We start from the raw sequence: 15,545 nt of genomic DNA on the forward strand, positions 1-15,545 counted from the left end.
AAAACCGCCGCTTTGCGCGGCAACATCGGACCACCTGGCATGGCCAGGCGCAGTCTATACGTCACTAAACGGGCGCTTGCGCCTTTGTTCTTTTATTTAAACAATTCGGTTGCTGCTATAGATAGTAAGTTCAAACGAAAAAGAGGAGGATTTTATATGTTTAAAAAGGCTTTTGGTGTCTTGCAACAGATTGGTAAGGCACTTATGCTTCCAGTTGCGTTACTGCCAGCTGCAGGTCTATTGCTTGGTTTAGGTAATGCAGCGCAACAAGAAACAATGCTTGAATTATTGCCGTTCTTACATGCAGATTGGCTTCAACTGATTGCATCGGTTATGGAGGATGCAGGTAATATTATCTTTAGTAACCTTGCCTTGATTTTTGCGGTAGGGGTAGCGATTGGTCTTGCAAGCGATGGTGCTGCTGGGCTTGCTGCTTTAGTTGGGTACTTAGTATTAAACCAGGTAATGGGATCTTGGATGGGTGTAACACCCGAGATGATTGAAGCAGATCCTAGTTTTGCTAGTGTTTTAGGTATATCGACATTGCAAACCGGGGTATTCGGCGGTATTATTGTTGGTTTAATTGCAGCATTTTCTTATAACAAGTACCACGATATTGAAATGCCGTCGTTCTTAGGATTTTTTGCAGGAAAACGATTTGTACCAATTGCAACTGCTGTATTTTCATTTATTGCAGGTTTAATTCTTCTATTTGTATGGCCTACCGTGCAAGGTGCTATGAATAGTGCATCATACTGGCTAATTGAGGAAGGAACCTATTTTGCTGTCTTTTTATTTGGTTTTATTAAACGTTTACTCATTCCATTTGGTTTACACCATATTTTCCACGCGCCATTCTGGTATGAATTTGGTTCCTATACAACGGCTATGGGCGATATTGTACGTGGAGATATGACGATTTTCTTCGCACAATTACGTGATAACGTTGAAATAACAGCGGGTAATTTCATGGCTGGGGAATATCCAATCATGATGTTTGGTCTTCCAGCTGCAGCATTGGCGATGTACCATGCAGCAAGACCAGAACGTAAAAAATTAGTTGCGGGATTACTTGCATCTGGTGCGTTAACATCATTTTTAACTGGTATTACAGAGCCGCTTGAATTTTCATTTATGTTTGTATCACCATTATTATTCTTACTTCATGCTTTCTTAGATGGACTTTCATTCATGATTATGACGTTTTTAAGTGTTAACATTGGTTACACCTTCTCTGGTGGATTTATTGATTTTGCTTTATTTGGAATTTTACCAGGAAAAGAGCCATGGTGGCTAGCGATTATTGTAGGTATCGGATTTGCAGTCATTTATTACTTCTTATTCCGATTCTTTATTAAGAAATTCAACCTTATGACACCTGGTCGCGAAGCAGTTGAAGAAGAGAATGCAGAATCAAAAGGAAAAGCTGGAGACTTAGCTTATAATGTCTTAGAAGCGATGGGTGGACAAGAAAATATAGCTCATTTAGATGCGTGTATCACAAGGCTCCGTGTATCTGTTAACGATATACAAGCTGTAGACAAGGATGAATTGAAAAAATTAGGAGCTGCCGGTGTCCTTGAAGTTGGGAATAATATTCAAGCTATCTATGGTCCGCGCTCCGAAATCATTAAAGGACAGATGCAAGATATTATGTCCGGGAAAAAACCTCGTCCTGCCAAAGAAGTGGATCAAGAGTCTGAAATAAAACAGCAGATCGAGGAAGTTAACCCAGAAGCATTACAGAATGAAGTAGTAAATGAAGAAATAGTAGCGCCGATTAAAGGGGAAATTGTCCCAATTACGGAAGTGCCAGATCAAGTATTTGCCGAGAAAATGATGGGGGATGGGTTTGCGATTAAGCCAGAAGAAGGATTAATTGTATCACCAGTTAATGGAACTATTATTAATGCATTCCCTACAAAACATGCACTTGGAATTAAATCTGAGGGTGGAAGAGAAATTCTCATTCATGTCGGACTAGATACCGTGAATCTTAAAGGGGAAGGATTTGAACTGTTGGTAAGTGAAGGAGATACCGTTAAAGCTGGACAACCTCTATTAAAAGCGGACTTAGAGTATATTGGCAAAAACGCTAAATCAACCATTACACCAATTGTATTCACAAACCTTAAAGCCGGCGAAAAAGTTATTATTGAAAAACAAGGAACAGTAGAAAGAGAAGAAAAAAATATAATAAAAATTTGAGACGAAGGGACAGGTCCATCGTCCCGATAAATAGGTAAAACAAATAATTCAAGCTGATAGATTTGGAAATTTTCATCATTCCAAATTTATCAGCTTTTTAATTTGGAAATTGGGACAAGGAACCTGTCCCCATGTCCCAAATTCAATGTTGTCAACATGAGGTTTGTCAAAATTATATTTAGATGTTGTTGAATACGAAAATGAAGCGGAGTTACAATAATATATATGTTTTGATTATGAAAGGAGAGCTATTTTATGGCTGAAAATAAAGGAGCACGCGCCAAGATTCAACGCTTTGGAAGCTATTTAAGCGGTATGATTATGCCGAATATTGGTGCGTTTATTGCTTGGGGGATTATCACTGCCCTCTTTATACCAGATGGTTGGTTCCCAAATGAATCGATCGCAACTTTAGTTGATCCGATGATTAAATATTTACTACCACTGTTAATTGGTTTTACTGGTGGAAGAATGATTTATGATTTACGTGGTGGTGTAGTTGGTGCTACAGCAACTATGGGTGTCATTGTTGGTGCAGATATACCGATGTTCCTAGGAGCCATGGTTATGGGTCCACTAGCGGGATATCTAATGAAGAAAATTGATGAAGTGTTTCAGGGGAAAGTTAGACAAGGTTTTGAAATGCTTTATAATAACTTCTCTTCTGGTATTTTAGGAGCATTGCTTGCTATCGCTGCAGTACTTGGTATTGGGCCATTAGTGGAAGGTCTAAACCACGCTTTAGCTTCTGGTGTTGAAGTGATTGTCGGTGCCGGTTTATTGCCGCTTGCCAATATTATTATTGAACCAGCGAAAATTCTATTCTTAAACAATGCGATCAACCATGGAATATTGAGTCCTATTGGGGTTGAACAGGCAGCGGATGTAGGTAAATCTATTCTGTTCCTATTGGAATCTAACCCAGGACCTGGTTTAGGTATTTTGCTTGCATTTGCAATTTTTGGAAAAGGCGCATCAAAGAGTTCCGCACCTGGCGCAGCAATCATTCATTTTTTAGGTGGAATTCATGAAATCTATTTCCCTTATGTCATGATGAAGCCAATGTTATTCCTTGCCGTGATTGCTGGTGGGGTAAGTGGTGTATTTACGTTCCAATTATTTGATGCTGGGCTTGTTGCAGCTGCATCACCGGGTAGTATCTTTGCATTACTCGCTATGGCTGAAAAACATAGTTATTTAGGTATTATTTTAGGTGTTCTAGTTGCAGCCGCGGTAACCTTTATTGTTGCAGCAATTATTCTTAAATCAGGTAAACAAGGGGAAGAAGATTTAAGTGCAGCAGCTGACAAGATGGAAGCAATGAAAGGGAAGAAGAGTACAGTTACCAATGTCTTAAATCAAGACCAAGTAGAGGCTAATCGACCACAAGAAGAAGTAGAAAAAGAAAAACAAGCTGAAGAAGTCAACAAAATTATCTTTGCATGTGACGCTGGAATGGGTTCAAGTGCGATGGGGGCTTCCCTACTTAAAAATAAATTTAAAAAGAATGAGATTAACATCGATGTAACAAATAAGGCAATCAATGACATTCCAAATGATGCAGATATTGTTATCACTCAGAAGGAATTAACTGATCGTGCCAAAGCGAAACTTCCGGATGCTGAACATATTTCTGTGGATAATTTCTTAAATAGTCCAAGATATGATGAGTTAATAGAACGACTTAAAAAATAATAAATTTTTGAGGTGAGTGGTTTGTATATATCTGGTCGAGAGCGGAAAATGCTTTTACATTTGTTAACTGCCGTAGAGGAAGTAAAGGTAAAGGATTTAGCCGAAATTCTTGAAGTTAGTGAAAGAACCATTCACCGTGATTTAAAAAAGATTGAGCATACTTTGGCTGACTATCATTTAAAGTTAGAAAAGAAAATGGGACTAGGTTTGCGAATTGAAGGAAAAAGTAAAGATAAAGAGCAGCTTCACTCTCTCATTATAGGTGAAGCTGCTACAGATTTTACCCCAGAAGAACGAAAAGCAATCATATTGACGATGCTCCTCGAAAAAAAAGAACCAATTAAGTTATTTACACTTGCTCATGAACTTGGGGTAACAAGTGCAACAATCAGCAGTGATTTAAATCAATTAGAAGATGAAGTTGAATCTTTTGATCTTTCTATTGTCCGACAAAAAGGATTAGGGATTAGGATTGAAGGAAATGAAGCAAAAAAGCGTTCTGCGCTTAGTCACTTGATTTCACAAAATATTCACCCGATAGGACTTGCTAATCAGTTAAAAAAACAAATCCAACAAAACTCAAAACGACGAAACCATATTACAAATCGATTAATGGATTATGTGAATCCAAAAGATTTGGAAATAATCGAAAAGCGAGTAGAACAAGCTTGTAAGAATCTACCTTATGAACTTGCTGAAAGTGGCTATGTTGGATTGGTTGTTCATCTTACATTGGCAATCCAAAGGTTACAAAATGGGGATGTCATTCATTTTGATGAGGATTATTTACAAAAAATAGAAGGAACGGAAGAATATAAGACTGCCAAGAAAATTATTCAAGAGCTAGAGTTCGATCTTTCCCTTAACATTCCAGTTGATGAGATTGGTTATATTACGATGCATTTACTTGGTGCAAAATTGCGGACAGACCGCAATAACTTGATGGAAGATAACAGTTTAGACATTGCCCTAAAGGCGAATGAACTTATCCGCAATGTAAGTAAACTGCTGAAGAAGGATCTTGCGGATAATAATAAACTTTTAAATGATCTAACCATTCATTTAAAGCCAGCAGTTTTTCGTTTGAAGCAAGGAATGACCATTAAAAATCCGATGCTAAAGGAAATTAAAAGGGATTATTTTGATTTTTTTCAAATAGTTCAAAAGGGTGTTGTAGAGACATTTCCAGATATTAATTTTCCGGAAGACGAGATTGGGTATCTTGTGCTTCATTTTGCTGCAACTTTACTTCAAGTAGAAGGGAAATCCAATTTAAAAGCACTTGTCATTTGTTCAAGTGGAATTGGTACATCTAAAATCTTGGCTACGAAGCTAATGCAAAAAATTCCGGAAATCCGTGAAGTTGAAAATAAATCTTTATTTGATCTTGAAGACGATGTAATGAGGGAATATGATCTTATCGTTTCAACTATCCCATTAGAAAAGGTTGAAGGTAATTATATTTTAACATCACCAATGCTTACAGAAGCAGAAATTCATAGGATTAAGAAAGAAATTAGAAAAAAGTCTCTTATACCAAAGAGAAAAAGAAGCAAGGAAGAAAAAAACTATCAGTCACTAAATAAATTGGAGACCATTGAAAATTATTCTAGGGCCATTATGAGTTTATTGAGGCATTTTTCAGTCCAATCTATTCCTGAAAATCAGTCAGTAGAAACTATTTTAAAATCTATTTGTATGGAACTAGAGGAATGTAAAATAATAAATAATAAAGAGTCAGTTTTATTAAAATTACTCAGTAGAGAAAAATTAGGTGGTCTTGGTATACCAAATACATACCTATCCCTTTACCATACGCGATCAGTGAATGTAATGATTCCGAGTTTTAGCATCTACTCCTTAAGAAATCCTTTAATTGTTCGAGGAATGGATGGAGAAGAAATGGAGATTCATCGAGTTTTATTGATGCTTGCACCGGATGTCACGAGTAATGAAGTGTTGGAAATATTTAGTTATTTAAGTAGTCTAATCATACAAGAGCAAGAAACCGTACGTTTGTTTACTAACGAAAACGAACAACAATTGAAACAGTTTCTTGCTAATAAACTGTATGATTTTATAAAAGAAAAAATTTAACATAGGAGTGTATGACAACATGGCAAAAGAAATTTTAAGCAAAGACAATATTCATCTTCAAGTGAAACTAAATTCAAAAGAGGAAGCAATTCGCTATACAGGTAAGATCTTAGTGGATGGGGGATATGTTGAAGAATCCTATATTGAAAAAATGTTGGAAAGAGAAGATGTAGCATCAACTTTTATGGGAAATGGACTTGCTATTCCTCATGGTACGGAAGATGCTAAGAAAAATGTATTAGAAACAGGTTTGTCTGTTGTTACCGTACCAGATGGAGTTGACTTTGGTGGAGGAAACATCGTTAAAGTATTGATCGGAATTGCTGGAAAAGGAGACGAGCATTTAGAAATTCTATCTAAAATTGCTATTATCTGTTCTGAAGTTGAGAATATCGATAAAATCGTAAATGCTTCATCTCAACAAGAAATTCTTGACCTATTAGAAGAGGTGAACTAAATGCTAGCCGTACATTTTGGTGCTGGGAATATCGGCCGTGGTTTTATTGGTGCATTACTTTACCAAGCAAATTATCATACCACTTTTGTCGATGTGAATGAAACCATTATTAACGAAATAAATCAAAAACAACAGTACAATGTTGTTTTAGCTTCGGAAAATAGTGAAACATTAACTGTCAAAAATGTTTCTGGTATAAACAGTGTGACAAATCCGGATCAAGTTGTTGATGCAATTACAAAAGCAGATATTATCACAACAGCAGTAGGACCGAATATTCTAGCGATTATCTCTGAATTAATTGCTAAAGGGTTAAAAGAACGAGCGAAAACCAATCCAAAAGAATTAAATTTGATTGCCTGTGAGAATATGATTGGCGGTAGTTCTTTATTAAAGGAAAAAGTCTTTGATCATATTTCAGAAGATGATAAGGCTACATTTAATGAACTTTATGCTTTTCCAAATGCGGCAGTAGATCGGATTGTACCAAATCAGAAGAATGATGATCTTCTTCAAGTTTCCGTAGAGCCTTATTATGAATGGGTAGTAGAAGAAACAGCTATAAAAGGTGAAAAACCGGAAATTAATGGAGTTACCTTTGTGAAAGACTTAAAACCATATATTGAGCGGAAATTATTTACCGTAAATACGGGACATTCCGTACCAGCGTATTTAGGTCGTTATATGGGATATGCAACTATTAATGAAGCAATGAAGGATAAAAACATTCAGGAGATTATTGAAGGGGCATTAAATGAATCTGGTGAAGCATTGATACAAACCTATCAATTTGATCGTACACAGCATCAAGAGTATATTCATAAAATTATTGACCGTTTCAAAAATCCATATATATCTGATGAAGTAACAAGAGTTGCTAGAGGACCAATCCGTAAACTTGGCCCACAAGATCGCTTAGTTAAACCAGCAACCATGTACCTCAATGTAACTGGAAAAGAGCCAATTTACCTTGCTAAAGTTATCGCAACAGTCCTTGAATATAAAAATGAACAAGATGATGAAGCTCAAAAACTTCAACAAATGATTTCCGAAAATGGGCATGAAAAAACGTTTCAAACGATAGCTGAACTAGAACCTGACCATCCATTGGTTAAGTTAGTATTAAAGGAATTAGAGGAAATTGAGGTATTAAGAAAATAATTAAGGAAAAGAGGCGATCAACATTGATCGCCTCTTTTCCTTATATCTATAACTAATTAGTATGAAGTAAGTTTTATCTAATCCGCTAAGAATTCAATATGTTTCTTATATCGGGACAAAGCTCTTCCAAAGAATATTAAATTTTTGTAATATTTGATAAAGAAACAGATTAGGAGGTGCTAAATGAAAGTGTTTTATTAAATGCAAATAGTGAAAAAAAGTAATGCATGAAAAACAAGGGGGGATTCTGTTGAACCAGACTAAGACATCGCATTGCTGTAGCATGAGTCGGAATGACATTATTGAGGTGAAAAATGATTCAGAATTAATAAAAGAAGACTTAAACGAAAGTTCGGTTCCAAACATAAAAGAAGGTTTCCTAGGTAAAAAGGTTTATATTCCAGGTGGTAGCTTCTTTATGGGAACAAAAGATAAAGAAGGTTATCCAGAAGATGGGGAAGGCCCTGTTAGAAAGGTTACGGTAGATTCATTCCATATGGATGCGCATACTGTTACTAATGCGGAATTTAAAGAGTTTGTTCAAAGCACTGGTTATATTACAGATGCCGAGCGATTTGGATGGTCATTTGTTTTCTATCAATTAGTTAGTGAGAAAACGAAACGAAAAGTAAAACAAGTTGCTCAGCAAACACCATGGTGGCTTGTGGTGCAGGGCGCATCTTGGAAACATCCAGAGGGACTGGATTCTAACATAGAAAATAGATTAGAACACCCCGTTGTCCATGTGTCATGGAATGATTGCCAAGCTTATTGTGAATGGGCGGGTAAAAGACTACCAACAGAAGCGGAATGGGAATTTGCAGCTCGTGGTGGTTTAGAACATAAGAAATTTCCATGGGGCGATGAATTGAATGAACATCTTTGCAATGTTTGGCAGGGGGAGTTTCCAAAGACAAATACAGAGGAAGATGGATACATAGGTACTGCGCCTGTTTCTTCTTTTCCGGCAAATGGATACGGCCTATACAATATGGTCGGAAACGTTTGGGAATGGTGTTTAGATTGGTTTGCTAAGAGTGTACGAGACCGGGGTGGAAGAACAAATCCACAAGGTCCAAAAACAGGCGAGTCTCGAGTAATGCGTGGTGGTTCATACCTATGCCATGCCTCATATTGTAATCGATATCGGGTAGCAGCTCGGTCGAGGAATACCCCTAATAGTTCGTCAGGGAACATCGGTTTTCGTTGTGTGACAGACGTTTAAATTAATCACGTTATGAATCTATCATTAAAAAGGAGGAAATTGATCTTGGAATATAAAAAAAGAGATGAAAAGCCTTGGTCGAAGTACGTCAGGAAGGTGTCTATGTTCGGCACGGCGGCTTTGGCAGCGACTATTTTCTTAGGGGGGTGTCAAACGCAGACGGAGGAGGCGGATGCTGATGTGGCTCCTCAAGAAGACGCAGAAAATCAAGCAAAAGTAGAAGAAAAAACAAATGTCATGTATATCGTATTAGATGATATGGGCTTCTCTGATTTCGGTAGCTTTGGATCTGAAATCAGTACACCAAACATAGATGAGCTAGCCGAAAATGGTTTAAAGTATAATAATTTTCATGCAGCGCCAGTTTGTTCTCCATCACGAGCTTCCTTATTAACAGGAAGAAATAATCATGCCGTTGGAATGGGAAATGTAGCAAACTTTGATTTTGGAGAAGACAATCCAAGCCGTAGAGCCGAAATTACCGAAGAAGCCGGTTTTGTAACAGAGGTATTAGGCGAAAATGGGTATACAAATTATGGACTTGGAAAATGGCATATTACGCCAACAGTAGAGCTTTCTCCTGCTGGTCCATATGATAGATGGCCGCTTGGAAGAGGGTTTGATAGGTACTATGGAAACTTAGAAGATTCTTCTGATCAGTTCCGACCAGAATTATTTAGGGATAATAGTCCAGTACCTTTACCTGATACAGAAAGTTATCATTACTCTGAAGATATTGTTGCAAATGCTATACAATATGTTACAGATCAAGTATCGGTTCGTCCGGATGATCCATTCTTTATGTATCTTGGATTTGGTGCACAACATATGCCACATCAGGTGCCAGAGGAATATATTAAAATGTATGAAGGCAAGTATGATGACGGCTGGGATGTTATACGGGAGCAGCGATTTAAGAAACAGAAAGAACTTGGGATTATCCCTGAAGATGCAGAAGTTGCTCCACGTGAGGAAGGCGTACAAGAGTGGGATAGTTTAAGTGATGAGCAAAAGAAAGTGTATGCAAGATTTATGGAGACATATGCAGGATTTTTAACACATACGGATGAACAAGTTGGTAAGTTGATGGATACGCTTGAGGAAACGGGAGAACTAGATAATACAATGATTGTGTTAATTTCTGATAATGGTGCTAGCTTTTCCGGTGGACCTAATGGAGCAACGAACCAAGCTGTTGCTTATAATAAGATAGTTGCAGATTTCGATTCTGTAAAGGAAGAATACGATGAAATTGGCGGAGAATCGACAAATAGTGATTACCCTGCTGGTTGGTCCCAAGTAAGTAATACACCTTTTCCAAAATTTAAAGGTACAACACATGCTGGTGGAATACGTACACCTATGATTGTACATTGGCCGAACGGGATAGAGGCGAAAGGTGAAGTTAGAACACAATTTACGCATGTTAGTGATATCACGGCAACTGTATATGATGTACTAGGTATTGAGCCGCCACAAGAATTAAACGGCGTGGACCAAATGGAAGTCACAGGAGTTAGTTTTGCTGAAACGTTTGACAATTCAGATGCCGAAACAGGGAAGGACACACAGTACTTCGAACATAGTGGAAAACGTACGATTTATCATGATGGATGGAAGGCGATTTCCGTTCATGAACCTGGTACTGATTTTGATGGTGATACATGGGAACTTTACAATGTAACAGAAGATTTCTCGGAATTAAATAATATAGCGGACGAAAACCCGGAAAAAGTAGAAGAACTTGTTAAGATTTGGAATGAAGAAGCAGAAAAAAATAATGTCTTACCGTTGTCAGAGAATTTCTTGGAAGGTCTAGCTAATTTACCGGCGGATAACATACGGGCAAAAAAATCGTTTACGTATTATCCTGCAATGTCTCATTTAAGTGAATCTGCTACACCACTGACATTGGATCGTAACCATGAGATTACCATTCCAATACATTTTGAAAAAGGTGACGAAGGAGTCCTCTTAGCCTTAGGTAATGATAAGAGTGGATATACGTTCTATGTAAAAGATAACATTCTTCATTATGAGTATCATAATGGGGCGGAAAGATTTACCATGACCTCAGAAGAGAATTTAAGTGATGGAGAAAATATCGTAACATTTAGATTTGAAAACACAGGTGAGAACCAAGGTACAGGCACACTAAAGATTAATGATGAGCGTGTTGCTGAAACTGAAATAAAAACACTCCCACTAAAAACGGCTTTCGAAGGGTTGGATATTGGAAAAGATTTACTATATCCTGTAAGCCCAGAATATGCGGAAGAGGGAAGCTTCCCATTCACTGGTGAAATTGAAAAGGTTCAATATGATTTTGAAGAGGCCGAACGAGTACTATTTGAATAAAAATAATGGAGGAGCGGTTATTGATCTGCTCCTTCTTACATTCCAACAAAAACCTTCAGTTTCTATGTGAAAATTAGTGTTTCCATGTCAATTGATTAATTATGTAATATTCTTTATAATTTAAATATTACTGCACTTGAATTATGTAAACGTTTACAAAAGTCGTAGTCTAAAGTTACTACTAATAAGGAGTGAAGAATGTTTGGAAGTGAAAAAATACCTGCAGCTTGAGCGTGATATAAGTTTTAAAGACGATGGTTTAATTTATACAGAAGGTAGCAGAGCGATTTTAGTCCCAACATCTTCATTTGGTATTTTAAGAAAAGATTTATACTTGAACATAGGAAAGGAAAGGGTAAAAGGTTTCTTGATTCGTTATGGGGCTGACCTTGGACGGAAAGATGCCAAGACCATACTAAAAAAGTTTAAAAGTGAACCAATCGAAACAATTATCCAAAAAGGTCCTGTTTATCATCAGTTACAAGGACATGTTATTCCAACCATAACAAATTTGAGGGCAGAAAAGCACGGGAATAAAATCTCTACTTATTTGGAAGGTACATGGGAACATTCATATGAAGTAGAGGAGCATATTGATCAATTTGGAATAGCTGACGAGCCGGTTTGCCATACATTGGCTGGATATGCTAGTGGATTTCTTACTGAGGTTTGTAATCAAACTGTGTTATTTAAGGAAGTATCATGTGTTGGAAAAGGGGATAAAATCTGTAAATATGTTGGTAGAACGATTGATTACTGGACAGAGGATATGAATGAAGAACTGAAATATTACAATGAGGAACCTATTGTAAAAGAACTGGAACTAACGTTTGAAAAGTTGTTAGAAGAACGGAATCATTTACAAAAAGTTTCTTCTATATATAATAAATTAACGGAAGAAATCTTAAAAGGAAAAGATTTGGATTCTATCACGGATTTCGTATTTAATTTAACACAAACTCCGATTTTAATCGAAAATTCAGATTTACATCCCATTGCATCAGGGGGAATTTCAGCTGAACAATTGAATGGACTAAATGAATCATTTAAAGAGTATGTTCAGTGTAAAGAAACAATGAAAAAATCATTTCAACGAACGAAAATAATAAAAATGGAAGATTATTTTAGAATAACTACTCCAATTGTTTTACAAGGGAAAACAATTGGATATTGTTCTTTCGTGTATGAAGGATCTGAGGAAGAGAATTCAACATTTCTTCAAATGATTATTGAACGAATTTCCTCAATTTGTGCTTTATATATATTAAATAAGAGAACGGAAACGGAAGCAGAAAATCGAATGAAAGGTCGATTTTTAGAACAAATTGTTAACAATGAATATACAAAAGAAGAGATTTTAAGAAGAAGTACCTTTGTAGGATTAGATTTATTACAACCATATTACATCATGGTCATCCGCTTTGATTTATTTAAAAAGAATTATAAGGAAGAATTAACCTTTCTTGAAGAAATGATAAAAGGTACATCAACTTATTTTCAAAAACTGGATATTCATATTTTGATGGGGCAACAAGCAAATGATTTAGTACTATTAGTTCTAAAAAGTGAAATAAAGGATAAAGGAATTAAATATCTATGTTCAAGTTATTTAGAAAACCTATCAAATATGTATCCGTCTGTAACGTTTCGAGCGGGAATTAGTATGGAGTCTGAAGAAATTGAAAAAGCCTCTGCCAGTTATAATGAAGCTCTTACTTCTATGAGAATGACTACAGAAGAAAATAACATAATGGAATTTGAATCTTTAGGAATTATTGGATCTTTAATCAGTACGAATAACCAAATAGAAGTTGAAAGAACTGCAATAAACACTCTAAAACCTCTTTGTGATGATTTGGAAGACCACAAAAAAATGGAATTAATTAAAACATTATACGTCTATTTACAAAATGGTGGAAATTTAGAACAAACCGCTTCTGATTTAGCGTTATCATTAAGTGGACTCAGGTATCGAGTTGGAAAAATTGAAAAATTATTAGAACAAGACTTAAGAAACCCAGAAGTATCGTACAAATTATTGTTATCCATACAAACATTAATATCAATTGGAAAAATTAATCATCTTGAAAAATATTAATACCAAAGTCTCCAAAGATGGGGGCTTTTTAATTTTGTATATTTTAAGTTTAGAATGGTAATTTGCATATACTAACATTTTATGTTTAAAAATTATGTATATTCAAACATCTGGTGTTGTTGTTTATGTAAGCGCTTTTAAATAAAATAAACATAAGAACTGTAGCAATAGTAAAAACATAAAAAGCATTGGAGGATGAATGAATGTTAACAGGTAAAGAGTATTTGGAAAGTTTAAGAGACGGTAGAGAAGTTTATTTAAACGGTGAAAAAGTAGAGGATGTAACAACTCATCCAGCATTTCGAAATGCGGCACGTTCCTATGCAAGAATGTATGATGCGCTACATGATCCCGAAACAAGCAAAAAGTTAGTTACCGAAAATGAATATGGAGATAAAACACATTGGTTCTTTAAAACACCAAGAAGTTCTGAGGATTTACTTAAAACTAGGGATGCGATTGCTGAATGGGCTAAGTTGAGTTATGGATTTATGGGGCGTACTCCTGATTATAAAGCTTCTTTTCTTGGTCATTTAAATGGATTTGCAGACTATTATGTAGGTTTTGAGGATAATGCAAAGGCATGGTACAGAAAAGCATCCAAAGATGTACCATTCGTTAACCATACCATCATTAATCCACAAGTTGATCGTTCCAAACCACTTCATGAAAACAAAGATGTATTTGTACGTGCGCTTGAAGAGAGAGATGATGGGATTATTGTAAGCGGTGCTAAAATGGTAGGTACCTCTGCGCCATTAACGAACTATAATTTCGTAGCGAACTACGGGCCGAGAGATTTAGGAGGAGGGGACCAAAGTCATGCACTTATCTTTATAGTGCCAATGAATGCACCTGGTTTGAAGATGATTAGTCGCACATCCTTTGAGTTAAATGCTGCAACAAATGGAACACCATTTGATTATCCACTTTCAAGCCGCTTTGATGAAAATGATTCAGTTATCGTATTGGATAATGTATTCATTCCATGGGAAGATGTTTTGGCTTATAAAAATGTGGATGTATCAAATAATTTTGTACCTGAGACGGGTTTTGTAAATAGATTCAGTTTCCACGGTGCGTCTCGGTTAGCTGTAAAACTAGATTTCATGGCAGGATTACTGCTAAAAGCTACAGAGGGAGCAGGTACAAAGCAATTTAGAGGAGTGCAGGTCAATATTGGGGAAGTATTAGCGCTTCGTAATATGATATGGAGTCTAACAACAGCCATGGCTAGTGATCCAGATGAAGGAATGAATGGTGTAGCAGTTCCGAATGGGTTCGCTGCAAATGCTTATCGTGTACTTGCGCCAAATACTTGGGTGAGGGTTAAAAATATTTTTGAACAAGTGGTTGCCGGTGGCCTGATTCAATTACCTTCCAGTTCAAAAGATTTTTTAAATCCAGATACAAGACCATTTATTGACAAATATTACCGTGGTACTGGAATTTCTGCAGAAGAACGAGTTAAATTACTAAAAATGATTTGGGATGCTATTGGTTCTGAATTTGGAGGACGTCATGAGCTTTATGAAGTAAACTATGCAGGTAATACAGAAAATATTCGTTTAGAGGCATTGAAACATGCGGAAGCAGTAGGTGCAGCAGAATCGTATAAAGCATTTGCGGATTTAGCAATGAGTGATTATGACTTAAATGGATGGACGAATAAAACATGGATTAATCCATCTGAAGTTGATAATTTGGTAAAACAATAAATTGATAAATTTCTAAAGGGGAGGATTTAGTATGGATGATCGTCAATTTAGAAATGCTATGGGGAAATTCGCTACTGGAGTAAATGTGATTACAACAGAATTTAATGGGGATGTTCATGGAATGACAGCTAATGCATTTATGTCTGTTTCTTTGGATCCAAAACTGGTTGTTATTTCTATTGGAGAAAATGCAAGCATGCTAGAAAAAATCCGTAAAAGTAAAAAGTATGCTGTAAACATTCTGTCTAATAATCAAAAGGACTTATCGATGATATTTGCAGGTCAAATCAAAGAGGAAAGACATGTTGATTTTGAATGGTTAGCGGATCTACCGGTTATCAAAGGAGCTTCAACACAAATTTCGTGTGAAGTTGTAAATGAGCATGTAGAAGGGGACCATACGCTTTTTATTGGAAAAGTAGTTGATCTGAAGCTTCAGGAATGTTCGGATCCGTTACTTTTTTATAAAGGTCAATATTCTTCTTTAGAAAAAACAAGTAATCTAGTTATGTAATCTTGCAGCTAACA

The 15,545-nt window shown here is 36.3% G+C and carries 10 protein-coding genes; all 10 read left to right on the forward strand.

Annotated features, from left to right (window positions below):
* Window positions 1-156 precede the first annotated feature (156 nt).
* The 10 genes from ptsG (at window position 157) to A9178_RS11495 (ending at window position 15,531) form a co-directional block, all read left to right on the forward strand.
* The gene (gene ptsG, locus A9178_RS11450; protein WP_068675415.1) at window positions 157-2,208 is read left to right on the forward strand and encodes a glucose-specific PTS transporter subunit IIBC; all 2,052 of its coding nucleotides are present in this window, start codon (window positions 157-159) and stop codon (window positions 2,206-2,208) included.
* A gap of 255 nt (window positions 2,209-2,463) precedes the next feature.
* Window positions 2,464-3,903 carry a PTS mannitol transporter subunit IIBC gene (locus A9178_RS11455; RefSeq protein ID WP_068675417.1) on the forward strand — a complete coding sequence of 480 codons (1,440 nt, stop codon included), beginning with the start codon at window positions 2,464-2,466 and terminating at the stop codon, window positions 3,901-3,903.
* Between the two features lie 48 nt (window positions 3,904-3,951).
* Window positions 3,952-6,000 carry a BglG family transcription antiterminator gene (locus A9178_RS11460; protein ID WP_231889840.1) on the forward strand — a complete coding sequence of 683 codons (2,049 nt, stop codon included), beginning with the start codon at window positions 3,952-3,954 and terminating at the stop codon, window positions 5,998-6,000.
* A gap of 19 nt (window positions 6,001-6,019) precedes the next feature.
* Entirely contained in the window at window positions 6,020-6,457 is a 438-nt protein-coding gene (locus A9178_RS11465) for a PTS mannitol transporter subunit IIA (protein ID WP_068675420.1), read from the forward strand.
* On the forward strand, window positions 6,458-7,618 hold the full coding sequence (locus A9178_RS11470) for a mannitol-1-phosphate 5-dehydrogenase (RefSeq protein WP_068675422.1): 1,161 nt from the start codon (window positions 6,458-6,460) through the stop codon (window positions 7,616-7,618).
* A 223-nt stretch (window positions 7,619-7,841) separates the two neighbouring features.
* The gene (locus tag A9178_RS11475) at window positions 7,842-8,843 is read left to right on the forward strand and encodes a formylglycine-generating enzyme family protein (RefSeq protein ID WP_068675424.1); all 1,002 of its coding nucleotides are present in this window, start codon (window positions 7,842-7,844) and stop codon (window positions 8,841-8,843) included.
* Between the two features lie 45 nt (window positions 8,844-8,888).
* A complete protein-coding gene (locus tag A9178_RS11480; protein WP_231889842.1) occupies window positions 8,889-11,201 on the forward strand; it encodes an arylsulfatase in 2,313 nt (770 codons plus the stop codon).
* A gap of 208 nt (window positions 11,202-11,409) precedes the next feature.
* Window positions 11,410-13,299, forward strand: coding sequence for a XylR N-terminal domain-containing protein (locus A9178_RS11485; RefSeq protein ID WP_068675751.1), 1,890 nt, complete (start codon window positions 11,410-11,412; stop codon window positions 13,297-13,299).
* Between the two features lie 203 nt (window positions 13,300-13,502).
* The gene (locus A9178_RS11490) at window positions 13,503-15,017 is read left to right on the forward strand and encodes a 4-hydroxyphenylacetate 3-hydroxylase family protein (protein WP_068675426.1); all 1,515 of its coding nucleotides are present in this window, start codon (window positions 13,503-13,505) and stop codon (window positions 15,015-15,017) included.
* A 31-nt stretch (window positions 15,018-15,048) separates the two neighbouring features.
* On the forward strand, window positions 15,049-15,531 hold the full coding sequence (locus A9178_RS11495; RefSeq protein WP_068675428.1) for a flavin reductase family protein: 483 nt from the start codon (window positions 15,049-15,051) through the stop codon (window positions 15,529-15,531).
* Window positions 15,532-15,545: the final 14 nt, after the last annotated feature.

It is taken from the genome of Oceanobacillus sp. Castelsardo, assembly GCF_001659985.1.
Classification (GTDB): domain Bacteria; phylum Bacillota; class Bacilli; order Bacillales; family Amphibacillaceae; genus Oceanobacillus.